At 71.0% G+C, this 22,189-nt stretch carries 20 protein-coding genes; 7 read left to right on the top strand and 13 right to left on the bottom strand.

Annotation, left to right across the window (positions count from 1 at the left end; translation table 11 throughout):
* Positions 1 to 3 precede the first annotated feature (3 nt).
* The 7 genes from KCH87_RS32105 to KCH87_RS32075 form a co-directional block, all read right to left on the bottom strand.
* On the bottom strand, positions 4 to 2,250 hold the full coding sequence (locus KCH87_RS32105) for a hypothetical protein (RefSeq protein WP_210590406.1): 2,247 nt from the start codon (positions 2,248 to 2,250) through the stop codon (positions 4 to 6).
* A 5-nt stretch (positions 2,251 to 2,255) separates the two neighbouring features.
* Complete coding sequence (locus tag KCH87_RS32100) at positions 2,256 to 4,364, bottom strand: hypothetical protein (protein ID WP_210590403.1); 2,109 nt, start codon at positions 4,362 to 4,364, stop codon at positions 2,256 to 2,258.
* Positions 4,365 to 4,369: 5 nt separating this feature from the next.
* Positions 4,370 to 6,259: a hypothetical protein gene (locus tag KCH87_RS32095; RefSeq protein ID WP_210590400.1), complete on the bottom strand. Its 1,890-nt coding sequence runs from the start codon at positions 6,257 to 6,259 to the stop codon at positions 4,370 to 4,372.
* Positions 6,260 to 6,263: 4 nt separating this feature from the next.
* Positions 6,264 to 7,811 carry an AAA family ATPase gene (locus tag KCH87_RS50190; RefSeq protein ID WP_210590397.1) on the bottom strand — a complete coding sequence of 516 codons (1,548 nt, stop codon included), beginning with the start codon at positions 7,809 to 7,811 and terminating at the stop codon, positions 6,264 to 6,266.
* Between the two features lies 1 nt (position 7,812).
* Entirely contained in the window at positions 7,813 to 8,403 is a 591-nt protein-coding gene (locus KCH87_RS32085) for a 4Fe-4S cluster-binding domain-containing protein (RefSeq protein ID WP_210590395.1), read from the bottom strand.
* A complete protein-coding gene (locus tag KCH87_RS32080) occupies positions 8,391 to 8,594 on the bottom strand; it encodes a DUF2997 domain-containing protein (RefSeq protein ID WP_210590392.1) in 204 nt (67 codons plus the stop codon). The genes KCH87_RS32085 and KCH87_RS32080 overlap by 13 nt, the downstream gene beginning before the upstream one ends.
* A gap of 142 nt (positions 8,595 to 8,736) precedes the next feature.
* A complete protein-coding gene (locus tag KCH87_RS32075; RefSeq protein ID WP_210590389.1) occupies positions 8,737 to 9,162 on the bottom strand; it encodes a hypothetical protein in 426 nt (141 codons plus the stop codon).
* 365 nt (positions 9,163 to 9,527) lie between these two features.
* Between KCH87_RS32075 and KCH87_RS32070 the strand changes: the two genes are divergently transcribed.
* Positions 9,528 to 10,949 (top strand): hypothetical protein, encoded by a 1,422-nt coding sequence (locus KCH87_RS32070; RefSeq protein ID WP_210590386.1) that lies wholly within the window; start codon positions 9,528 to 9,530, stop codon positions 10,947 to 10,949.
* Positions 10,950 to 11,087: 138 nt separating this feature from the next.
* Positions 11,088 to 13,124, top strand: a complete 2,037-nt coding sequence (locus tag KCH87_RS32065; RefSeq protein ID WP_210590383.1) for a serine/threonine-protein kinase — start codon at positions 11,088 to 11,090, stop codon at positions 13,122 to 13,124.
* Here KCH87_RS32065 and KCH87_RS32060 read toward each other — a convergent pair whose 3' ends face one another.
* A complete protein-coding gene (locus KCH87_RS32060; RefSeq protein ID WP_210590380.1) occupies positions 13,125 to 13,505 on the bottom strand; it encodes a hypothetical protein in 381 nt (126 codons plus the stop codon).
* Positions 13,506 to 13,685: 180 nt separating this feature from the next.
* Between KCH87_RS32060 and KCH87_RS32055 the strand changes: the two genes are divergently transcribed.
* The gene (locus KCH87_RS32055) at positions 13,686 to 14,474 is read left to right on the top strand and encodes an FHA domain-containing protein (protein ID WP_210590377.1); all 789 of its coding nucleotides are present in this window, start codon (positions 13,686 to 13,688) and stop codon (positions 14,472 to 14,474) included.
* Between the two features lie 31 nt (positions 14,475 to 14,505).
* On the opposite strand, the gene KCH87_RS32050 is transcribed toward KCH87_RS32055, so the two are convergent.
* Positions 14,506 to 16,458 (bottom strand): serine/threonine-protein kinase, encoded by a 1,953-nt coding sequence (locus KCH87_RS32050; RefSeq protein ID WP_210590374.1) that lies wholly within the window; start codon positions 16,456 to 16,458, stop codon positions 14,506 to 14,508.
* Between the two features lie 274 nt (positions 16,459 to 16,732).
* Here KCH87_RS32050 and KCH87_RS32045 point away from each other — a divergent pair, with 274 nt between their 5' ends.
* Together KCH87_RS32045 and KCH87_RS32040 are read left to right on the top strand one after the other, a co-directional pair.
* Positions 16,733 to 17,515: a polysaccharide lyase family 7 protein gene (locus KCH87_RS32045; RefSeq protein WP_210590371.1), complete on the top strand. Its 783-nt coding sequence runs from the start codon at positions 16,733 to 16,735 to the stop codon at positions 17,513 to 17,515.
* A 512-nt stretch (positions 17,516 to 18,027) separates the two neighbouring features.
* Positions 18,028 to 18,183 carry a hypothetical protein gene (locus tag KCH87_RS32040; protein WP_210590368.1) on the top strand — a complete coding sequence of 52 codons (156 nt, stop codon included), beginning with the start codon at positions 18,028 to 18,030 and terminating at the stop codon, positions 18,181 to 18,183.
* A gap of 1,078 nt (positions 18,184 to 19,261) precedes the next feature.
* Here KCH87_RS32040 and KCH87_RS32035 read toward each other — a convergent pair.
* From KCH87_RS32035 to KCH87_RS32025, 3 genes are read right to left on the bottom strand one after another with little or no spacing between them, the layout of a single operon-like run.
* Positions 19,262 to 19,822, bottom strand: coding sequence for a GNAT family N-acetyltransferase (locus KCH87_RS32035; protein WP_210590365.1), 561 nt, complete (start codon positions 19,820 to 19,822; stop codon positions 19,262 to 19,264).
* Between the two features lie 25 nt (positions 19,823 to 19,847).
* Positions 19,848 to 20,126, bottom strand: a complete 279-nt coding sequence (locus KCH87_RS32030; protein WP_210590559.1) for a hypothetical protein — start codon at positions 20,124 to 20,126, stop codon at positions 19,848 to 19,850.
* A gap of 5 nt (positions 20,127 to 20,131) precedes the next feature.
* Positions 20,132 to 20,683: a DUF5994 family protein gene (locus KCH87_RS32025; RefSeq protein ID WP_210590362.1), complete on the bottom strand. Its 552-nt coding sequence runs from the start codon at positions 20,681 to 20,683 to the stop codon at positions 20,132 to 20,134.
* Positions 20,684 to 20,931: 248 nt separating this feature from the next.
* Here KCH87_RS32025 and KCH87_RS32020 point away from each other — a divergent pair, with 248 nt between their 5' ends.
* Positions 20,932 to 21,246: an ATP-binding protein gene (locus KCH87_RS32020; RefSeq protein WP_282613025.1), complete on the top strand. Its 315-nt coding sequence runs from the start codon at positions 20,932 to 20,934 to the stop codon at positions 21,244 to 21,246.
* Positions 21,237 to 21,506 carry a hypothetical protein gene (locus KCH87_RS32015; RefSeq protein ID WP_210590360.1) on the top strand — a complete coding sequence of 90 codons (270 nt, stop codon included), beginning with the start codon at positions 21,237 to 21,239 and terminating at the stop codon, positions 21,504 to 21,506. The genes KCH87_RS32020 and KCH87_RS32015 overlap by 10 nt, the downstream gene beginning before the upstream one ends.
* A gap of 98 nt (positions 21,507 to 21,604) precedes the next feature.
* Here KCH87_RS32015 and KCH87_RS32010 read toward each other — a convergent pair whose 3' ends face one another.
* Positions 21,605 to 21,973, bottom strand: coding sequence for an STAS domain-containing protein (locus tag KCH87_RS32010; protein ID WP_210590358.1), 369 nt, complete (start codon positions 21,971 to 21,973; stop codon positions 21,605 to 21,607).
* Between the last annotated feature and the right edge of the window lie 216 nt (positions 21,974 to 22,189).

Here is a 22,189-nt window from a genome sequence, read left to right as displayed (position 1 = left end):
GCCTCACTCCGTCCCGTCCCGGCCGAGGGCGATCTCGTGGTCGGCCACGTTCGCCGCGGGGGATGCGTCGCCGATCCCGATGTCGTGCCGGTACCGGTACTCCGCGCAGGCTTGCAGCAGGGGCAGGGCCTGCCGGGCAGTGGGTCCGAGGCCCTGACGTCGCAGCAGCCCGGCCACCTCGGCCAGGTCCTCTCGGCTCAGGGAGCCCATGGGGCCGGTGAGGGCCGATGAACGCGGCGTGAGTTTGTAGAGACGGACGGTCGGCGAATCACCTCCGACCGCGAGCCTGTCGCCCTTGGGCGACAGCCGTACGCAGGGCCTCCAGCGCGGGGCGCCGACCAGTTGGATCCGCTGGAGCACGAGGTCGTCGGGCAGCCGCGGGCCGGGGGTCGGTGGTACGGAGAGGAGTTCCAGGTGACCGTCCCTGAACGTCACGAATCGGTGTAGGGCGGATGACCAGGTGAGGCCGGTCGGGAGGTTTTCGCGGGGCCAGACATGAGCAGTGGTCGGCGCGGATGTGGAGGTGAGCGGATCGTGCCAGACGTTCAGGTCGCCGGCGATGGTGACGCGGACCAGCGCGGACGGCGACAGTGCGGCCTGCGCCCGGCAGAGAGACCCGTCCGGGAGACTGACCTCGAGCACGTTGACGGCACCGGTGGCGAGATCGGCGACCACGATGTCCGCCGCGCCGAGCACCGCGACTCGCCGCCCGTCCGGAGCCACGGCGGTGCCCCGCGGAGAGAAGCCGTTCTTCCCGCGCAGCAACCCCGTCTCGGCCGGGGGGCCGTCCCCCGAGCCCAGGAAGACATTGAACCGCGCAGACGCGCCGGTGGTGTCCTGCTCCGCCGTCACCAGGAACCTCCGGTCACCCGCGAAGCGTTCTGGCCCGCGGATGTGCCCGGTCGCGGAGCCGAGCTGCCGCGCACCGCGCCGGTCGACGTGGTGGAGCCTCTTCTTCGCCTGCGCGGGTCCGACGGCCCGCGGATCGTCCTCGACGACGACGATGGCGTCGGTCGCCAGGTGGGCCACCCCGGACAGCTGGTGGGCGAAGCCGGCGTGGAACAGGGAGACCGCCCGGGTGCGCAGATCCAGCACGCCTGCGTCGCGGGTTCCGGTGAAGGCGAGTTGCCGCCCGTCCGCGGAGAAGTCGAGGGCACGGACAGCGCCCCCGACGTGCGCGCTGATGTCGACCGTCACGGGCTCGATGCGCGACGGCAGGACGGACACGGCCCTGATGGCGTCGTCGACCACCCATGGGTCCGCCGCACCCAGTGCCTCGAACAACTCGCGATCCGCCTCGACGGGGGGCCGCCATGTCCCGAACCGGCCGACCGTGTCGACGGCTTCCGGCAACGACATCAGTGGAACCAGCCGCCACAGCCGCGCCCAGTCGCCCCGACGCGTCAACTGTGCGACCAGGAAGTCGCGTTCGGACTGTGCGAGCGAGGCGAAGTCATGCCGGTCGGAACGTTGTCCGGCCAGGATCCGCAGCATGTCGACGCCGCCCATGGCGGCCATCGCGGTCCGCAACGCCGTCCGCTCCGCCGCCCCGGCGGCACGGTAACCGAGGGCGAGCAGCGTGCCCTCGGGGTCCAGCGCCTCGTACTGCTCCTGCTGCCCGGACCGTACGAAGAACACCGCGCGCTCGGTCTCGTCGATCGGGGCCAGTCCGTGCGCGACGCAGTACTCCCGCGCGTCGGGTGATTCGACCGCTGTCGCGCAGAAGAGAGCGACGGCCATGGGGTCGGCCCCGGTGAGCAGCCGTTCGCGGGCCGACTCGCCAAGGGGGTGGTCGAAGCGGGCGGCGGTGTCGGCGAGCACCAGCGGCGACGGGGACAGGCTCGGGGCGCCGAGCGCCAGTCTGCTGAACAGCCGCGTACGGGAGCCGGCGCGGGCCGTGGCGGGACGGTTCCACTCCCGTAGGAGGGACCACAGGGCGGGGTCGGGGTCCGCCAGCCAGGCGCGCCACGCGGTGTCGACGACCCAGGCGGGAACCGTCGAGACATCGGCCGTCAGTCCGGCCAGTGCCGGGGAGCCCCAAGGCCGGGCCGGCCCGCCGGACTTCCCCGGCTGCAGCCAGACCCGCCACACAACCTCGTGGCCACGGCGCGCGACGGCTCGTGCGAGGACCTTCAGGGCCGTGGGATCACCGGTGTCTGCCGCGCCGAGGACGGTCTGAAGAGCGCGTCGGCCGTGGGGGGCATCCGTCGTGGTGATGAGCAGCAGAAAGGAAGCGGTCCGCAGGTGCATCGGCCTCACACCGCCCCGTCCCGCCCGAGAGTGATCGCGTCGCCGGACACGCTTGCCGGGTCACCGATCCCGATGTCGTGCCGGAACCGGTATTCCAGGCAGGCCCGCAGCACGCCCAGCGCCTGCCGGGACTTTTCGTCCAGAGCGGGGTGCTCCAGCACCGCTGCCACATCGGCCAGGTCCTGGTGGCTCATCAGGCCCATGGGCTGCCCGAGGACCTGGCGAAGGGCGAGGAGGGGGAGGCAGTACAGGTCGATGGTCGGCTCCGGACTCGTCCAGTTCGCCACGGCCAGTACGTCACCCTTCGGCGACAGCCGCGCACAGTGCGGGCTGCGGCCGGCAAGGTCCACCTGAGCGGATACGAGGTCGTCGGGCAGCGGGCTGTCACGGGTTTCCGGCACAGCCAGGACCCACAGGGACGATTGTGTGAAGTCCCGAAGTCCGACGGCCAGGAAACGGTTCAGCGCGGGCGACCAGGCAAGGTGGATCAGACGCGTCGTCGACGGCCAGACATGTCGTGACACCGGTGTCTGCGTCGACCCGAGCGGTTCGTGCCAGATGTCCAGGAAGCGTGTGGAATCGACGCGGACGAGGACGGAATCCGACATGGCCGCGTGCAGTGGCCCGTGGCTCGCTCTGTCCGGACCGTTGTCGAGAACGTTCACGGAACTTCCCGTTCGGTCGGCGACCACGGTGATGCGGCGGTCGAGCACGGCGATCAGACGGCCCTCGGGGTCCGTCGTGGTGGCCAGGGGAAGGTCAATGGGCAGACCGTCAAGGATTCCGCTGTCGGCGACAGCGCCGTCGGCGCCCCCGACGGACACCGTCGAGCGCGGCCCCCCGTCGCTGTGCCATGCGGACACGAGGAAGGCGCGGGTGCCGGCGAGACGTTCCAGGGCACCGATCCAGGGGGCTTCGAAGCCCAATGAGCGTATGCCGTCCGGGGCGAGGCGGTGGACGCGCTTGAGGAGATTCATGTCGCCGACCTCTCCCGCGTCGGCGACGACGAGGGTGTCGGAGCCCACATGCGCCACCTGGCCCAACGGGCGGGGGAGGTCCGGATACCAGCGCGACAGGGTATTGCTGCCAAGGCCGATGATCCCGGCACAGCCACGGTCGCTGCCGAGCTGTCGCCTGGTCAGGCCGGCGAAGGCGAGCTGTGTGCCATCCGGCGAAAAATTCAGGTCGTGGACGTAAGTGATCCGCTCGTCGAGGCCGGAGAGTGCGATCGCGGTGCGCGGAATGCGCCGAGACGGCAACCCGTCTGCGGAACCGACATCCACTCCGAGATCAACCCGCAGCCATTCCGCCACGGCGCCCGGACTGACGGCCTGCAGCGTCTCGAACAACCGCCGGTGGTACGCACCCGACGGCCGCCAGCCACAGATGAACGCGTCCCGGGCCGTGTCGACGGCCTCGGGCAGCGGCATCAGGACGACCAGAGGCCACAGGCGCTCCCAGTCGTGCTGATCTCTGAGCTGCTTCACCAGATGGGAGCGTTCCGGCCCGCTGAGCGAGGCGAAGTCGTCACGATCGGATCGCTGTCCCGCCAGCACCCGCAGGACATCGACGTCGCCCATCTCGGTCATCGCGGCCAGCAACTCCCGGCGTACGTCGGACGGCGCGCTCCGATAGCCGAGCGCCAGCAGTGTGCCCTCGGGGTCCAGCGCCCGGTACTGCTCCCGTTGACCGGTCCGTACGAAGAAGGCAGCCCGTTCCACCTCATCGGCGGGGGCCACATGGTGTGCGGCACAGAAGGCCGCCGCCTCCGGCGAGTCCAGTGCCGCTGCACAGAACAGGCCCACGGCCTCGGGGTCGCTCAGCGCCAGCAGCCGGGCCCGAGCGCGCTCACCGATGGGGTGGTCGAAGCGACCGGCGGCACCGGCCAGCAGGTCCGCAGCCAGGGTCACTTCCTCGTTTCCGAGTGCCAGTCGGCTGAGCGCGCGTACCTCGGGATCGGGGCCTGCCGCGGCGCGGTTCCGGCGCTCCAGCAGTGACCACCACACGGACCGGTGCTCGTCGAGCCAGGCGCGCCACACTGTGTCCACGGCCCGTCGGGACGGCGGGAAGACGAAGGGCAGCCGCAGTATCAGGGCGGCGGTCCATGGGCGCATCGCCGTCACCCTGCCGTACCGCGCTCGCTGATGGTGATGTCCTGTGGACCGCCCTGGGACACCGGCCCGTGCCCCAGGGCGATGTCCCCGCCGAAGCGGTCCCCGAGGCAGGCTGCCAGAGCGTCGAGCGCGTCCCGTACGGCGGGGTCGCCGATCAGCGGAAGCACGTCCCGTACGCGCTGCAGGTCCCGTGGGGCATGGTGCAGCAGGGGACGTTCCAGGAGCTCGCGTGCCTCGGGCAGACGGGGGCTGTGCACCCTCAGGCCGTGCTCGAAGCGTCCCGTCCTCGCCGTGACGACCATGTCACCCCACGGCGACACCGTGATCGCCGACCGGGCCGCGTCCAGGTCCGTGATGTCCGGATCAACCTGTTCGTACCGCCATGGAGCGAGGTCCTTGCCGACCTCGGGGAACATGCCACCCGACGGGTCGGAATGGAAAGTGCGTACGGCGAAGCAGTCGTCGAGGGCGACCTCGCGCCACAGCCCGCGCGGCCACTGCTTCTGGATCCCCTCCTCGTGCAGGTCGGTGCGCCTGGGCGTGCCTCCGGGCGGCAACTCCCAGATCTCGGTGCGCTGCCGGTCGGGGGAGCCCATGGCCCCGGGCCGGCACCGGTGCAGGGCCAACGAGGTCGGGGAGAGGAAGGAGAGCGCCGGGTGGCACCCTTCGCGGTAGTCGTCGGGGCCGAGGTCCGGGATCTCATGGAGCACGGTCCCCTCCTCGTCCAGCACCAGCATCTCCCCCGCGCAGTACAGCGCGACGAGCCCGGCGCCGGGCAGAGTGGTCAGGACGAATCCGGAGTCGTGCAACTCGATCCCCCGGCCGCCGTTCCGCCGGGCGAGCGTGGCCACCCGTCGGTGCCGAAGCGTCTGCGCGCCGTGATCGGCGAAGGCCAGACCCGTCGGGCCGGCCATGACCGCCCCGCGGCTCGACCTGCGGGGTCGGGAGACGTGGTGCGGCGGGCCCAGCAGGTCCGCCCTGCCCGGCGTCATCCTGACGACTTGAAGGCGCTGTTGCCGTCCCCGACGGACCAGGAACTCCTCGCCGAGGTGCAGCACGTCGAAGGTGGTGTCGCCCGGCACTCTCTGACGGACCCAGGGTGACGCCTCGCCCGTCCCGATCCGTATGGTGTCGATCCGCACGTCGTTGAGGCCCATCGTCCCCAGGCGCCAGGACCGCACGGCCAGCTCCACGGAGTCGGGGGAGAACGACGCCTGGGGGTCAAAGCGATCCTCGCCCCCCGGATACGTGATCACGCGCTCCCGCGGCATCCGGGCGACCGTCTCCTGCAGCTCCCGTGCGGATCGCCCGGCCAGCGCGACGAGCGCCGTCGCCCCGCGTTCCGCCTCAGGCAGGAGCCGGGCCGCCATGACGGCCTTGGCCACCGGCAGATCCAGGGAGAGACGCCGCAGTTCGTCGAACCGTCCGTGCTCGACGAGTCGGCGTCCGAGGTGGTCCAGATCCTCGTACGACATGGCGGCGACGCTGTCCCGCTGCTCGCTGCCGACGACGACGCGGACCGCCTCCCCGTCGCCCTCGGCGGCCATGGCCGCGCGCAGCCGCCCGCGGGTCTCCACCGTCGCCGCCCAGTACGCCAGCGCCAGCTGCTCCCCGTCCGGGTCCAGGGCCTGCCGCTGGGCCCGCTGCCCGATCAACGTCAGGTAGGCCGCCCGGTCAGCGGGTTCGACCGGTCCCGCCGCCAGCAGCTCCAGTACGTCTGTGTCCGGCAACTCAGCGGTCCGCACGGCCTCGTGCGCGACAGGATCCCCGGCGGCGCACGCCCGCACCAGTCGCCTCCACGCCCGCCGGGCCTGTATCCCGCGCGATCCGTCCGTGCGCCGCCGCGCGGCCCGCCGCAGCAGCAGGGCCGCGCCGTCCTCCGTCATCTGTGCCACCCCGCTACACCTCCAGCACCGGTGCCTGCTGCTCCGGTCCCCCGTCAGTTCCGGTGAGGGAGGCCGACTGGGCGCGGCCCTCGCGCAGCCAGGTGCGCAGGTCCTCGATGACCTCGCGCTGGGACTTGCTCAGTGGCACGGTGCGGGCCGCGGCGCGGGCGATGTCGTCGGTGGTGATGTCGCGTTCCTCGGCGAACGCCTCATACATCGCGTCCACGACGACCTGTTCCAGTTCGGCACCGACGAACCCGTCGCAGTCCCGGGCCAGTTGGTACACGTCGAACATCTCCGGCTTTCGGCCGCGCTTGCGCAGATGGACGGTGATGATCTCGCGGCGTTCCTCCTCGGTGGGCAGGTCGAGGAAGAACACCTCGTCGAACCTGCCGCGGCGCAGCGTCTCCGGGGGCAGCGCGCTGACGTCGTTGGCGGTGGCCACCACGAACACCGGCGCGGTCTTCTCCTGCATCCAGGTCAGGACGGTGCCGAACACGCGCTGCGAGGTGCCTCCGTCGTGGCCGCCGGACGCCAGCGCCTTCTCCACCTCGTCGATCCACAGCACACACGGGGAGACGGTCTCCGCCAGCCGCAGCGCCCGCCGTACCCGTTCCTCCGACTCGCCGACCAGCGAGCCGAACAGCGCGCCGACGTCCAGGCGCAGCAGCGGCAGCCGCCACAGTCCGCCGATCATCTTCGCGGTGAGACTCTTGCCGGTGCCGGGGATGCCGATGAGCGCGATGCCCTTGGGCGCCGGCAGGCGGAACTCGCGGGCGGCGTCGCCGAAGGCGCGCTCGCGCAGCCGCAGCCACTCCTTGAGCACGTCCAGGCCGCCCAGGTCGTCGGGGCTCTCCTCGGCGCCGTAGAACTCCAGGGCCTCGTTCTCCCGGATGACGGCCTTCTTCTCGGCCAGCACGGCCTCGATGTCGCGGTCGTCGAGCACCTCGTCGCGCACGATGGCCTTGGCGAAGGCCCGGCGGGCCTGGGCGGCGGTCAGGCCCAGTGCGGCCTGCGCCAGGCGGCTGCGACCCGCCGGGGTGAGCGTGGACTTCACGCCCTTGGTGCTGTCGATGAGGTGGTCGAGCTCGCGGCGCAGGGCGTCGGCCTCGGGCAGCGGCATCTCCACCACGACGGCGTCGTCGCCCAGCTCCACGGGGAGGGTGCGCACCGGGGTGGTCACGATCAGCGAGGAGCCGGTGAAGACGAGCTTGTGGGCGAGGTTGCGCAGGCGCCGTCGTACCGCCGGGTCGCGCTCCCAGAAGGAGTGGAAGTCCTTGAGCACGTACAGGTCACGGCGGCGCGGATCCTTCTGCGCCAGCTCCTGGATCTTGGCCAACGCGTCCGGCGGGGTGGCCGCCTTGGGCAGCTGTCGGCCCGACGCGGACTCCAGGCCGTCGGCGACGTCCCAGGTGACGAGGTCGGACGACGGATCACGGTCGCGCCGTACCTGGTCGAGCACTTCCAGTGCCCGCTGCTCCTCGACCGTGACCAGCACGATTAGCGCCACCCGGGCGCGCAGATACAGCCGGATCTCGTCCTGGATGTTCACCGTGCCCACGTCAGAACTCCCCTTCCGGCGCGACCATGCCGGTGAATGTCAGCGTCCCGTCGTCCGCGACGGTGATCTCCAACTCCGGTACGGCGGCCAGGTCGTCCGCCGTGTAGCGCCCGGTGCGCGCCCAGTACTCCTTGTTCGACGAGCCGCGCAGCCCCCGGGCCAACTGCAGCCGCGCGTTGTAGCGTCCGGCGATCACCAGATCGGCGTCGGCGACGGCCGCCGACCGTGCCGGGTCCGTCTCGATCTCGGCGCGGGTGAACCCGGTCAGCACGATCACCGACAGCCTGCTGCGGGCCCGTAGTTCGGCGCAGAACGCGGCGACCGCGGCGGGCTGCTCCAGCGGCTCGCCGCCGGTCAGGGTCACGCCCTCGATGTGCGGTACGTCGGCCAGCGCCTCCTCGGCCACCTCGCCGGCCGTGCGCACGAGAGCGGAGCCCGCCGCCGAGTGGGTCTCGGGATTGAAGCACCCCGGGCAGCCCAGAGCGCACCCCTGGCTCCAGACGACGTACCGAACACCCGGGCCGTTGGCGGCACTTCGGGGCACGACGGCATGCAGCCGCCACGGCCTGTCCAGGCCGCTCACCCCTGCCACAGCCGGTCCTGTTCCTCTGCCTCGGCCTGCTGGTACGCCTCCTCGGTGAGCATCTGGTGCTGCACATCCCCGCCGAGCAGCCGGACCAACTCGTCGGTGTCCTGCAGACACCGCGTGCCCTCGACCCCTTGGACATGCACCTCCACGGTGCCGTCCGCCGCGATCACGACCTCGACGCTCTCCTCCGCCATCAACTCGCCCTTCGCCCGGGGGAAATGACTCCGCCCACTGTGCTGGAAGGGACTCGGGAGGGGTCCCGGGGGAGGCGGGCGGCGCTCCGGATCGCCGGGGCTGACGCTCCCGCGCGGTGACTCGCGGTGTCGTCCCCGGGCGTCACCGGACGGCCTGGCGTCGGTGCGCGCGAAAGTACGCGCGGCTGGGCGACACGTAGAGAAGGCTGACACCGGCGGCGGAGGCGATGAAGGCGAGCATCGCCTGAGGTCCGAAGTCCTCCTGGAACACGCTGCCGATGTTCAGCAACCCCCAGATCGCGAACGGGCCCAGATAGAGAAAGAGCAGCGCGGCCGCCACCGTCGCCGTGATGCGGGCAATGTGTCCGCCCTTGCAGAAGCGGATGGCCGCACCGATGGTGACGAAGAGCAGCAGGTACACGGTCTGCGTCATCGCCGGGTCGTACACGGCGATGGTGCAGACGAGAAAGGCGGAAAGGATCAGCAGCGTGGCGGCCGCGCTGACCTGTACGGGTCGCTCGGCCGGATTCTGTTCCGGCCGGTGGTCGTCGTACGGTGAGCCGCTCATCGTGTCCTCCCTGCACTGTGGTCCGGCGGTCCGAGGTCTTCCGCGCCGGGTCGTGCAGGTGATCGTCCGCCCGAAGCACCGGGACCCCTCCCGGAGGGCCCCTCGTGACGGCCTGCCGAAGGGACACCGCGCACGCCGCGCGCCGCCGGAGGCGGTCGGCGCGGGCGCAGAGATGAGCGGAAGCGGCGGGTGTGGTGCGCGTGTCGGGCGGTGTGCCGGTGGCCGCGGTGCGGCGGCCTCGGCGACAGGCCCGGAGGCGGCGGATTCAACGCAGTCCGGTCCACCGCCGGGCTTCCGGGACCCGTCCCGGAAGCGGAGCCGCACCATGCCGTCATCCAGACCGTTCTGCGACCGGGGAGAACAGGATGAGCATCCCGACATACGCCGAGCCCGTCGTGCCGGAGCCCGCGCCCGACCGGGGCGGGGCGCACGACCCACTGGCCGTCGCCCTGGGCAACGCCTCCCTGCTCGGCGTCGGCTACCTGCTGATGCGGCGGTGGAGGTTGGCCATCGCCGCCGTGGCCGTCACCGTCATACTCCTCTCCCAGGTCGTCTCGACCGAGCAGGAGTCGTACGAGATCGCCGTCCTCGTGTGGTGGGCGGCCGTCGTCATCCACGGGTGGTACCTGGCCGGCAGGGGTGCTCACCGGGTCGCGGTGCGCCGTCAGCGCCTGGTCGCGCTCGGCGTCACGCTGCCGGTGCTGCTGACCGTGGGGCTGCTGCGGTTCGACGCCTCCAGGATCGGGCAGAGCGTCTCCGATGCCCGCGAACGCGGCGACTGCGCAGGGGTGTGGAGCGCCCAGGACGAGGTGTGGTTCGGGCACCGTGTCGCCGACGCGCCACTCGCCGCCCGGGGCGACGAGACCGTACGGGCCTGCGAGCGGCTGCAGACGGCCCGGAACCAGCTGAGCGGCGCGCTGACCGGGGACACCGACGCTCTGGAGGACGGCTTCGACAGACTCGCCTCGGTGCTCGCGGAGCCCGGCAACGAGAAGACGGTCGAGACGACCCTGAACGGATTCCTCGGAAGCCTGCCCGCCGAGGATCCCTGCGACACCGTCACCGTCACCGACTGGCTCCGCGACCGCGAGCCCAGCAAGGGCATTGTGGACCGGACCGCCGAGGCGGTCGAACGGACCGAGCCCGCCGCGCTCGATGATTGTGCCGACGGCCTCATGGCGGAGGACAGCTGGGATGCGGCCCGCAAGTACTACGAGCGGCTGCTCAACCGGTATCCCCACGACGACCTCGCGGACCAGGCCCAAAAGGGCGCCAGGAAGGCCACGCTGAGCATCGAGCTGGACCACGTCAGCGGTCTGCTCTCGGGCGGGTCCGGCTCACAGCCCGGGTACTGCTCCAGCCCGGCGCAGTACAGCGGCGCCAAGCCCATGGGCAAGGGCACCAATCGCGCGCTGTTCTACGCCTACGACGAGTACAACACCGACTTCTCGAAGCAGCTCCCCGGCTCCTGGAAGGCGAGCGACGCCACCGACGCGGTCCTGGTGGTCTGCATGGGCGAGGAGACCTACGGAAGCTCCGTCGAGACCTGCTCGTACTACAAGAGCGGGTACTCCGGCGCCGCCTCGAACGTGACCTTCCACAAGATCGCGGTCCCGGTGGAGGTGTACGAGTTGCGCACGGGGAAGCTCGTCGCCAAGCGCACGATTCAGATCAACGGCAAGAGCTGCCCGGGGTCCATCTTCGCCGCCGCGAACGCGGCAAGCGAGTACGTGACGGAATCCAAGTCCGATGTGCGGTCCGCATTCCAGTCGCTGGTCGTCCGGTGAGCGGCCGCGCGGACCATGCCTTCAGCTGACGGGCGTTCCGGGACGGCTCCCGGGCGAGGCGAGTGAGCATGAGGCCGGCGGCCGCAAGGAGCTCTGGGCGGCGGCCGGTCGGGAAACGCGGCGGGGAAGGAGATGTTGGTGGCACGGGATGAACGGGTCGTCGCCGGGCGGTACCGGCTGCGGCAGCGGCTGGGGTCCGGCGGAGGAGGAGACGTCTGGCTGGCCGAGGACGAGGCGCTCCGGGTCCAGGTTGCGGTCAAGGAGATCGACGTACCGCCGGAGCCGGACGCGGCCGGCGGTGACCCCGCCGCCCGGGGGCGCAAGGAGGCGCTGAAGGCTGCGCAGCTGCGCGAGCACCTGAACGTGATCACGGTGTACGACGTGGTGGAGGACGACGACCGCCCGTGGATCGTGATGGAGTACCTGCCGGGTACACGGGACCTGCGCGCCGTGGTGGCGGAGCGCGGCTCGCTGCCGAGCGGAGAGGTGGCCGGGATCGGGGCGGCCGCTCTCGACGCGCTGTGCGCCGGGCACCGACTCGGCATCATCCACCGGGACGTGAAGCCCTCCAACATCCTGCTGGCGCCGGACCGTTCGGGCACCGCCGACCGCCGGGTGCTGCTCACGGACTACGGCATCTCCCTGTGGCCCCGAGAGACCCGGGTCACCCAGAGCGGCATGGTGGTCGGCACTCCGGGCTTCGTGGCGCCGGAGCGGCTCTCCGGCGGCGAGGCGACAGCCGCGACCGACCTCTTCTCGCTCGGCGTCACCCTCTACTTCGCCGTCGAGGGCACCGCCCCCTTCGAGCGGGACACGCTCGACGCCTCCCTCATGGCGGCACTGACCACCGACCCCGACGTGCCGCAAAGGGCGAGTGATCCCTTGAGCCGCGTGGTCATGGGGCTGCTGGCCAAGGATCCCGCGGAGCGTATGCAGCCGGAACAAGCCCGTGAACTGCTCGCCGAGGCAACGGAAGCCACCACCCGCGGTGCTTCGTCGGCCACGCTCCCGGGCCTGGGCGGGGCACGGGTGCCGGCTGCCACCCCGGGCGGGGCGGACATCGCGGAGGGCGGTTCGGGGAATGGTTCGTCCGGGTCGGAGGTCTCGGCGGGCGGTGCGGGGCACGGTTCGGTGAGTGACGGACCGGAGCCGGAGCGGACGCAGGGCTCCGGCGAGCCCGCAGGCGCCGATCGGTCCGACGGCCCGGTCGGCTCCGAAGCCGCGGCGGACTCCGGCGGCGCCGGCACCGCCCGGAGCACCCCGGGCGGTGCTCGCCGGGTGCCGGGCCGGCTGACGGTCGCGCTGCTGACGCTCGCCGCCGTGCTGGTCGGGGGCGGCGGGTTCGCGCTGGGTGCGGTCACCTACCACGACGAGGGCGCCACGCCCAGGAGCCCGGAGGCCAGGGCGAAGATCGCCGCGACTGCCTCCCCGACGCCGTCCCCGACCGTGACCCGCAGCGCATACCCGTACGGCAGGCAGGCGGGGTTGCGCGACGGACTCACGCCGGGGCAGTGCGTCGACGCCGACTGGAAGGACGGGGAGTACAAGGGGCGGCCGAGCCTGAAGCTCGTCGACTGCCACGACGACGAACCCGAGGGGCAGGTCATCGCGACCGTGGCCGCCGACGGCACCGCATCGGCATCCGGCGCCGAGGCCGCACGGAGCGAGTGCACCCGACGCACCGCGGAACTGCGCAAGACCATGGCCGCCCCGGTGCTGTACGTCCTCACACCCGAGACGGGGCAGAGCGAGCCGCCCGCCTCCGCCTGCCTGGTCTTCCTGAAGAACGCCACCCTCGGCGGCCCCATCGGCGCCTACCGGAAGTCCGGCGACGAGGTGTACGTCACCCAGCTGGGCACGGGGGACTGCTTCGACGCCGAGGAGGACGAGGACGGCTCGTACACCAAGACACTGGCGAGCTGCAACGAGCCGCACCATGCGCAGGTCGTCGGCTGGGCGTGGGCCTCGGGCAACGGCTCGTCGGACAGTGTGGACTCGTCAGAGCTGTGCGACGAGAAGTACGGCGTCAACTGGGCCCGCGGCGCGGGACACGAGATGTGGGCCTGGACCCCTGCCGACGAGGACTGGGAAACAGGCTTCCGCCATGTGCTGTGCGCCGTGTCCCGGGAGGACGAGAAGAAACTTCCCGCAGGAGCGCTGAAACCGGCGTACTGATCACCCCCGGGAATCGAGCACCACCGAATCGGCCATGATCTTTGTGACCCGCAGATCGCCGACGTTGAACCGGCTGTCGACCTCAATAGCTGTGGGCTTCGTGAGGGCGATCTCGCAGCGAGCGTCGAAGCAGGCGTCGACGTCGCCGCCGTCGGCGGGGACGGCCGTGGAAGAGGACGGGGACGGGGACGAGGGCGAGGACGGCTGCTTCGTCTCCGTCGGCTCGCCCCCGCCGCTCGCCTTCGACGGCGTACTCGTGGACGACGACTCCGCCCCCTCACCGGAGCCGTCGTCCTGGCTGCCGTTCCCCCCGCAGCCGGTGGGTACCGCCATCAGGGTCGGCGCCACGGCGGCGCCGACCCGGCCCCTGCTCGCGTTCATCGGTCAACCCCTCAACTCGTGTGCCTGCGGATGCCGTTGAACCCCTGAGCCGGGGCACTCCTCTTTGTACGGGCCAGTATTGGGGAGGGGTCCCGCAGCGGGTGCGGACACTGGTCAGGACTCCGTACGCGTGCCGAGAGACCCGCGCACCGACAAGCCCACGAACCGAGGAGACCAGCGATGACCCTCTCCGCCAGCCTCGCGCGGGGTGTCGCGCCCGCCGCGCCCGGGACCCTGCACGCCCGTAGCGTCACCGGTGAGTTCAGTGCCCCGCCCAGGCCGGGCCTGACCCTCCGCTTCGGGCGCGGTGAGGAGCCGGACGTGGACCTGGGGGTCGGCGTGGACGACCTGGGAGTGAGCCGACAGCACGGCGAACTGTCGTACCGCCAGGGGCTGTGGTGGCTGCGCAACACCGGGCAGCAGCTCGTCCGGCTGCCGCGCGGCCGCATGATGCACCTCAGCACCGAGGCGATCCCCCTCGACATCGGGTACACCCCGCTGTTCGTGAAGGGCTCCGGCTACCGCGAACACTTGGTCGAGCTGTACGTGTCGGGCCACGACGACCACGGACCGGTGTCGCGACGGACCGCCAGGACCGTGTCGCCGAAGATCTGGGCGCTCGACGACGACGAACGGCTGCTACTGGTCGTCCTGGGCCAGCGGTATCTGCTGTACGAGGAGGACGCGCGCCCCCTGACGTACGCCACCGCCGCCAGGCAGCTCGCCTACCTCCGCCCGGACGGGCGCTGGACCGAGCGCAGGATCGAGCACCGGATCGAAGCCGTACGCCGCCGCCTGGACGGCGCCGGCTTCCGGTACCCGCTGCTGCACGACAAGTCCGAGGGCCGCCCCGGCGACAACCGCCTGCTGCACAACCTGCTCAAGGGATTGGTGGAGTCCACGACACTCGTACCACCGGACCTCGACCTGATGGAGGACGACGCGGCCTGGCCGGACTCCGCGCCCTGAGGAGGCGGTGACGCATGCCTGCTGACTGCCGTCATCGCGCGCGGAGTCGGGCGGCAGCGGAGGCCGCGAGGTCCTTCGCCATCCCGCAGAGCTCGTCCGTGGGCCGCTCGCCGCCGACGTCGAGGCGCACCATCTCGGCGGCTGTCACGGCGTCCTGGCCGCTGTACCTGTGGTCCTCGACGAAGGCCGTACAGGTGTCCCCGTCGTCGTTCGACTCGACGACCGTGCGGTGTCCACTGAGCGTGAGGACCGTGCCGTCCTGAGCGGACTTGGGCTGGTCCCGGAAGAAGCTCACCTCCGCATCGAGCCCGTCGACGGTGCTGGACCATTCGCAGCCCCAGTTCGAGATGCCGACGTCCGGCACGTCGGTCTTGAGGCCGGGAACGACGGACAGTGCCTCGGCGTCGAGCAGCTTGCAGGCGTTCGCCCAGGCCAGCGAGGCTTTCGGGTAGGCCTGTGCGCGGCGCGGGACCGGACCCCCGTCGAGGACCTCGGCCGCGCCCGTGGCGGCTTTCTCGGCGACCGTGCACAGCGTCGCGTTGCCGCCGGTCACCGAGCCCTCGCCCATGTTGACGCGGATCTGGACCAGGGTGTCCTCGGTGTTGCCGTCGGCGGTCAGCAGCCGGTTGCACTCATCGCTCTCCGCCTCGTCCTCCAGGATGCCGATCCTCCCGATCGTGCGAGAGGGCTTGGCCCCCTCGGGCGGCGAGCCCTGAAGGAGGCGGATCGACACGTCGATCCGGGTCTTGTCGTCGATGCCCACGAGCACGTCGCAGCGGTCGAAGTTCCCGTAGTCCACGTCCTTGTGGACGTCCCCGTCGGCGAACTGGTCGAGAGCGGCGGTGTCGGCCAGGGCGCACACGTCCGCCGTGTGCGGGTCGCCGATCAGGGCCTGTGCCTCCTCCTGCCGGCTCTGGCCGGACACGGAGGTGGCCTTCCCGTCGTCGCCGTCGCCGTGGCCGGGGATGACCACGAGCCCCAGAGCCAGTACGGCGCCGACGCCGAGCGCGGCCGCGATCAGTGGCCGGTGCCGGCGTCGGCGCCCGGTGACAGTGTCGGGTGTGGCCGTGTCTCCGGGGGGTGTGGCCATGTCCCCAGGGGCTTTGGGACCGGCTCCGGCGACGTCCTCCAGCAGCCGCCTGGCCTCGGTGGCGTCGGGGCGTTGCCGAGGGTCGCGTCGGAGCATGGCGGCGAGCACGGGGTACAGCGGTCCCACGGCGTCGGCGTCCATCTCGACGACACCCTGCTCGGCCTGCCAGTGCCTCAGACGCTCGGTGTTCTCCCAGGAGTCCGGGTCCTCCTGGTGGCCGTCGTGCTCCTTCTCCTCGGGCTCGCTGCCGCGCGGCGGTGCACCGGTGACCAGGGCGTGCAGGGTGGCCGCCAGGCAGAACACGTCCGAGGCCGGCCGGGGGACGTTGCCCCGGGCCAGTTCGGGAGCGGCGTAGTCCGGGGTGTAGCTGTACGGGCCGTTGACCGTGATGGTCTCGCTGCCGCCGGCCCGGTAGGCGGCTCCGAAGTCCAGCAACTTCGCGTCACCGCGCCGGGTGAGGCCGATGTTGGCGGGCTTGACGTCGCAGTGGACGATGCCCTCCTCGTGCAGGGCGGCCAGCGCGTCGGCGAGCTGGGCACCGATGCGGGCCGCCCGTTCGGGGGAGACCGGCGGCTGCCGGTCCAGGCCGCCGCCGGGCACGTACTCCATGACGAACCAGTACGTGTCCGCCCCGCTCCCACCGTCGGCCGGCTCCACGGTGACGACGTCGAACAGGGTCACGACGTGGGGATGGTCGCGGAACTTGGCCATGGCGCGCGGCTCGCCCAACAGCCGCCGCACCGCGGTCTCGCCCTCGCCGTCCGTCCGCTCCGGCTTCAGCGCGACGTCCTGGCCGACCACCGTGTCGTGGGCCAGCCACACATCGCCGCCACGCCCTGCGCCGATGACCTCCTTGAGGACATAGCGATGGGCGAACTCCTCCCCGGAACGCACGGATCTTCCCCCTCGGTCGACTCCGGAACACACGGCCCGAGCCGCGCGCCAGATCGAACCTACTGCGTACGGCGGACCGTACGGGGTGTCTACCCAGAGCCTTCATCAGTCGCACCCATGCGCAGCCGCAGTCCGGCCGGAAGCGATCGCATAGCTGACCGAAAAGCGGCTCCGCCGGCCACGCGGTACCGGGGTTTCGGGAGGGGTCCCCGGCGGGGCGCGTACGGTGCGCGTCGGCCCGGACCGAACACCGTCGACGAGGAGGAGATCTTCCATGCCCAGAACTCGGACCATGCTGCTGGCCGGCATCACCGCAGCTGTCTCTGTCACCACGTTCACGCTGTCCGCGCACGCCGACACCCCGGCCGTGCACCATCCGGCGGCCGCCGGATGCACGTACCCTTCCGGGGTCCTCGACCTGACGAACTGGAAGCTCACCCTGCCCACCGGCGAGGACGAGGACCCGACCGAGATCACTCAGCCCGAGCTGGCGACCTTCGCCGCCGATCCCTGGTTCCGGGCCGAGGACGACTGCGACGCGGTCACATTCCGGGCCGCCGTGAACGGCGTGACGACGTCGGGATCCAGCTACCCGCGCACCGAGCTGCGGGAGATGACCGACGGCGGCGAGGACGAGGCCGAATGGTCGACCACGGACGGCACCCACACCCTCGTGGTCAAGGAGGCGTTCACGGCGCTGCCCGAGGAACGGCCGTGGCTGGTCGGCGCGCAGGTCCACGGCGGGGACGACGACGTCACGGTCTTCCGCCTCGAAGGCAGCAGTCTCTACATCACCGACGGTGACGAGCGCCACCACCACCTCGTCACCGACGACTACGAGCTGGGCACCGCGTTCGAGGCCAGGTTCGTGGCCGAGGACGGGGAGATCGACGTGTACCACAACGGCGATCTGCAGACCACGATCTCCCACGACGGCGACACCAACTACTTCAAGGCAGGCGCCTACACCCAGGCCAACTGCGACAACTCCGAGCCGTGCGCCGACGACAACTACGGCGAGGTCCGCATCTTCGGCATCGAGGTCGGCCACTCCTGACCGGTGCGCGACGTCCGGATCGCGCGCCGGACGACGAGGGACACACGACCGGTGTGGAGGGGACATCGCCGAGTTGCCTCAACGCGGCGGGCTGGGGCACCGGTTCACGGACGTGGCCCTACGCGCCCTGGCCTGATCGCGCTGCCGCGACCACCTGCCCGACCAGGAGGAGCTGTCCGAGACGGAACGCGACCGCCTGCTCGCCGAGTTCACCACGGGGCGCGCCACCGCCCCCGGCGAGAACACGGCCACGGTCCGCTCCCTGGCCGACCTCTCCCTCGACTACGGAGAGAACTACATCACTACCGGCCCCCTGTGCTGGAGCCCCGCCCAAGTCGCGCAGTTCTTGACGGACTGGCTGCCCGGCAAGGCGTCCTCGACCAGGCGCACCGCACCCTCCTGCCCGGCGTGCTCAAGGATTGGATCCGCTTCGCGCTCACCGAGCGAGGCGTCGAAGACCGCTGGATCGCCCCGTCGCCGACGCCGTCGACACCCAACTCCCGGACTTTGAGGTGGCCTTCGACGACCACACGGCCTGGGGGCCGGCCAAGGAGACAGCCGCCGCCCTGGCAGCCCGGGGCACCGACCTCACCGACCGGGGAGCCGTTGACGCCGGGATCCGCGCCCTGAACACCGAACGCCTCGCCCAGCGGCTCACCGAGGAGTGACCCGCACAGCAGCAACCCTGACGGGACGGTCGAACGGGTCGTTCGAAGTCCGCAGACAGGCGGCTGCGGTTCGGCAGGCAGCGTCGACGGCAGCGCGGTCGGTGACGGGGATACGGAAGACATCGCACTTCGTCGGGCGGGATGAGGGGTGGCGGCGGCCGGACTCGGTCGCGCTGGGACGGGAAGGAGTCGTCCGCGGTCCCGTTGTGCAGGGGTGGGGCGGGGTCCGTCAGCCTGAAGGGTGTGGATGATGACCGCAGCGCCGGTGAGTCCGCGGGGTCCGGGCGACGGGTCGGGCGGAGGCGTCCGCCGGCTTTCCGATTCGAGATCTGTGTCGTGGATGGGCCCGAGGGCAGGGAGTTGACCCGGCAGCAGGCCGCGGTGATCCGGGACGTGGTGCTCTGGGTCGCTGAGCACCGTCGGGAAGCCGACCGGGAGTCCGACGCGCAGGAGGTCACGCATTCGTCACTGTGCGTGATGGAACGCTTGCTGGAGTTCACCCCTACGACTCGAACCTGCGGCGGCTCTGTGGCGTCGGTGAGGGCGCGGCATAGGCGTCGATCTGCGGCGATGCCGAATCGAGCCAGACACCACTTCAGGGTCGCCACTGCATGGGTGACGCCTTCGGAAAGGTCATCGGTAGCTTGGATGCCACACCTGACCTGCGGAAACACGCAAAGTAGCGAAGCGCCCCCGGCAGGACTCGAACCTGCGGCCAAGCGCTTGGACGGTGTGGCCGGCCTGCGAGCGACCCTTCGCAACCGCCTGCTGTCCTCTGCGAGTTCTGAACTCGCGACCTCTCCGTCCCGAATGAGGTCGGTTGCCGATCTTGCCGGCGCCCATGGCGTTTCCCCTGGTCGGAGCGTCGGACTGTCATGGTCTCGGGTGGTCTCGAAGGGCCTTGCGGAGAGTGCTGGCTCTCAGATGGCTCCCAAGGAGACCAGCCATTCGGGCGGTGGCCAGTCTGCGGTTCCATGGGTTTTCCGCGGCTCGGCGTCGAAGAGTGTCGATGTAGTCAGTGCGGAGCGCTTCGACCTGGACACGGCTGAGTTCTGAGCCCGCCCGCCCCGGCGCCCGCTCACCGGACAGGCCCGCGCGCCCAGACCTCGCGGCCCGACGTCTCCGTGCCCGGCCCCGCGGCGGGCAGTTGCTTCCAGCCCCAGGTACGGAGCAGTTCCCTGATCCCGGCTGCGTCCCTGTCCCGGTCCAGACCGGCCACCACCAGGTCCTTGGGGAGGCGGGAGAGCAGCAGGTCCCCGAGGCGGGTCGCGACACCGCGGCGGCGATGCGCGGGCAGCACCATCAGCTCGGTGAGCGCGAACACTCGCCCGGACGCGGTGAGTTCCTCCGTCTCAGGCGTCACTTCGACGGGGAAGTCGGTCCACCACGCCCCGTCGCGCTCCAGGCGGTACCCGTAGGCACAGCCGACGAGGCCGGTCGCGTCGGCGACGGCCATGTCGAAACCGTCGTGGTGCACGTGCTGCTCGAAGCGGCGCAGGAACCCCTTCCGGTCCCGGTACTCGGCCCCGGCGGCGCCGCGGTACGCCGTGACGTACACATCGGCGACGGCCTCCCGCTGCTGTTCGGCCTGCCACCGGGTGAGCCTGCGCAGATACACCTCGGCCATCCGGATTCCCATCGCGGTCCCTTCGACGCGGCCCGGCTCAGCGGGCCTGCTTGTGCGTGGTGCGGTCACGGCGGCGGCGCGACGGGAACCGCCCGCGGCCCCCGTCACGATGGTCGTGCCGGTCGGTCGGGGCGACCGGCTGGGGAGGCGGCGTACCGGCGTTTCCCGGCTCGGCGGGGGCGCGGTAGCCGGGCAGGGAGGGGCTGTAGGTACGCAAGGCGATCCTTTCGGCGTGCTGGGTGTTGAGGCGGTGGATCACATACGCGGCGACGGCGATCAGCACGAGGAACGCGGCTGCGGTGAACGCGGCGTCCATGGCGGTCACGTTCCCGCGACCGTGGGGACGGCGTGGGTGGAGGTCGCGGGGCCCTCGTACTCCCACGACTCCTCCACGGTCTGCGGTCGGTCCCCCACGGCGGCGTCGTGGTGGCGTGCGGACTCGGCGGCGACGAGACCGGTGGCGGTCAGTGGGGGCCCGTCCGGGTCGCAGGCGGCGGTCATGAACCGGGCGGCGGTCGCGGCATCCGTCTCGGGCGGGATCACCAGGAGGTCCCAGCGACCGGTCCCGTAGGACAGCAACAGCAGCTTGTGCGGGTCGAGTTCAGGGGTGAACCAGCCGACCTTCAGTACACGGTCGCGGACGGTCACCTTGCGCGGGACGACGGGCCAGAGCATCGGATTGACGGCGACCCGGGTGATGCGGCCCCACAGCGGATCGAGCACGTCCGCCAGGGCGGGGAGCTCGGTGGCCAGGTCGCGTGAACGGGGCCACCAGGCGCCGTCGAGCAAGCCGCGGCCCGTCGGGGACTTCAGTGCCACACGCGCGGCGGAGGGTGGAGTGGCGGTGCGGGTGGACGTGGTGGTCGCGGTCATGATGCGAACCCGTCTTCGGGGCGACGCGGCGGTCGGCCCCGATGCCATTGCTCACCGAGGACGAGACCCGCGTGGATGCCGGAGTGCGAAGTGCCCTTGGTGCCTTCACGTTACTCCTGCTGGTGGCATCGGTGACGAGTCCGTCGCCGCCCGTCATGTCCGGGTCACGCTCGAGGAGTTCGACTTCAACGCGTCCTCCAAGCTCCCCGCGGCCCAGATCCGCGACCTGGGCGCCCTGCGCTGGCCGCATGCCGGGCGCTCACGTCCGCTTCGCCAAGACCAGCCGGATCCTCGCGGGCCTCGCCGGCGGGCATGCGGATCGCACCTGGGACGAACGGATCCGCGAACTGGTACGTCCCGACGTCCTCATCCTCGACGACTTCACGATGCGCCAGCTGAACGCGACACAGGCCGACGACCTCTACGAGTCGGTCTCCGAGCGACAGGGACGCTCCTTGATCATCACCAGTAACGACCGAAGAACCCCGCCGACAAGAACGGCAAGCGCCGTACGAAGTAGAAAACGGCTGGATGTCGTCGGGATACTGCCGTCATGGCCGTGACCCAGCAACTCGCCCGCGTCGACGCAGAGCATCTCGCCGCCTGCCGCACGTCAGCCGGAACATCGCCCGATGGAGACCCCCGCTGGGATCCACCGTCGGCGGACGTCCTGGAGCTGGACTGGGCCGCGGCGTTGCTGGAACGAGTCTGCGACCTGGCAGATCTCGACTCCCTCAACACGCATCCGCACGACATCGACTCTTCGGGCCACCGCCAACTGCCCTCTCCACAGAACAAGTGGCCTGCCTCGCCGAACTGCTGAGAATTACGTGACCTTGAGCCTGGGAAAAATCGCCGACGTTCACATCCCTGGGGGCCGCGGCACTTCGGGGTGAGACGCTGCCCGACTTGCGCCGTGCATTACGTGGCCCGGCCCGCCGCCGCGCGGTCTGCTGGTAGACCGTTCCAGGCATCCTGAGCGCTCGCGTACCGCGGGAAACGCTCCTGCAGACCGCCGACCCGGAACACCAGACTTGCGCCTGGCCCATTGTGCACGACCCGCACCCATCCGAGCCGCTCATGACAGTCCTCCCACGCCGTGCACAGCGGGGCCAGAACGCTGCCGTCCATGAACGTCACGCCGAGCAGGTCGACTATGAGGAACAGTCGGCCGGTGCCATGCCGGGCGCCCTTCAGATCACGCGCGAAGGCTGACACGGTAGCCAAGTCCAACTCGCCGTCGGCCGTGACCACACGCAACTCGTCGAACAGGTCGGGATGCGGGCCCATGCGCCCCATCTCCTCTGTCGGTGTAGTGGCTTTCGCCTTGCGCAGGGCCTCTGTTGCGCGGAACGAAACTGCACGGAGAGGGCCGGGGTCACGGGCGGCCGTATGACGAGCGTACTGCCGTGGAGGGATCGGGCCGCCCTCATTCGGGATCCGCGAGAGTGGCGGAAAGTGTCGTCCCTGGTCGGTTCCTGATGGGATCGAGCGCATATGCGCAGA

This window comes from Streptomyces sp. GESEQ-35 (genome assembly GCF_017948485.1).
Taxonomy (GTDB): Bacteria; Actinomycetota; Actinomycetes; order Streptomycetales; family Streptomycetaceae; genus Streptomyces.
This window is presented reverse-complemented; position numbering and strand designations above follow the sequence as displayed.

Bases quoted from the DNA above. Each gene is read 5' to 3' on its own strand.
- KCH87_RS32105 (WP_210590406.1), bottom strand. From the start codon at position 2,250: ATGCACCTGCGGACCGCTTCCTTTCTGCTGCTCATCACCACGACGGAT.
- KCH87_RS32100 (WP_210590403.1), bottom strand. From the start codon at position 4,364: ATGCGCCCATGGACCGCCGCCCTGATACTGCGGCTGCCCTTCGTCTTC.
- KCH87_RS32080 (WP_210590392.1), bottom strand. From the start codon at position 8,594: ATGGCGGAGGAGAGCGTCGAGGTCGTGATCGCGGCGGACGGCACCGTG.
- KCH87_RS32075 (WP_210590389.1), bottom strand. From the start codon at position 9,162: ATGAGCGGCTCACCGTACGACGACCACCGGCCGGAACAGAATCCGGCC.
- KCH87_RS32070 (WP_210590386.1), top strand. From the start codon at position 9,528: ATGAGCATCCCGACATACGCCGAGCCCGTCGTGCCGGAGCCCGCGCCC.
- KCH87_RS32060 (WP_210590380.1), bottom strand. From the start codon at position 13,505: ATGAACGCGAGCAGGGGCCGGGTCGGCGCCGCCGTGGCGCCGACCCTG.
- KCH87_RS32055 (WP_210590377.1), top strand. From the start codon at position 13,686: ATGACCCTCTCCGCCAGCCTCGCGCGGGGTGTCGCGCCCGCCGCGCCC.
- KCH87_RS32045 (WP_210590371.1), top strand. From the start codon at position 16,733: ATGCCCAGAACTCGGACCATGCTGCTGGCCGGCATCACCGCAGCTGTC.
- KCH87_RS32035 (WP_210590365.1), bottom strand. From the start codon at position 19,822: ATGGGAATCCGGATGGCCGAGGTGTATCTGCGCAGGCTCACCCGGTGG.
- KCH87_RS32030 (WP_210590559.1), bottom strand. From the start codon at position 20,126: ATGGACGCCGCGTTCACCGCAGCCGCGTTCCTCGTGCTGATCGCCGTC.
- KCH87_RS32025 (WP_210590362.1), bottom strand. From the start codon at position 20,683: ATGACCGCGACCACCACGTCCACCCGCACCGCCACTCCACCCTCCGCC.
- KCH87_RS32020 (WP_282613025.1), top strand. From the start codon at position 20,932: ATGCCGGGCGCTCACGTCCGCTTCGCCAAGACCAGCCGGATCCTCGCG.
- KCH87_RS32015 (WP_210590360.1), top strand. From the start codon at position 21,237: ATGGCCGTGACCCAGCAACTCGCCCGCGTCGACGCAGAGCATCTCGCC.
- KCH87_RS32010 (WP_210590358.1), bottom strand. From the start codon at position 21,973: ATGGGCCCGCATCCCGACCTGTTCGACGAGTTGCGTGTGGTCACGGCC.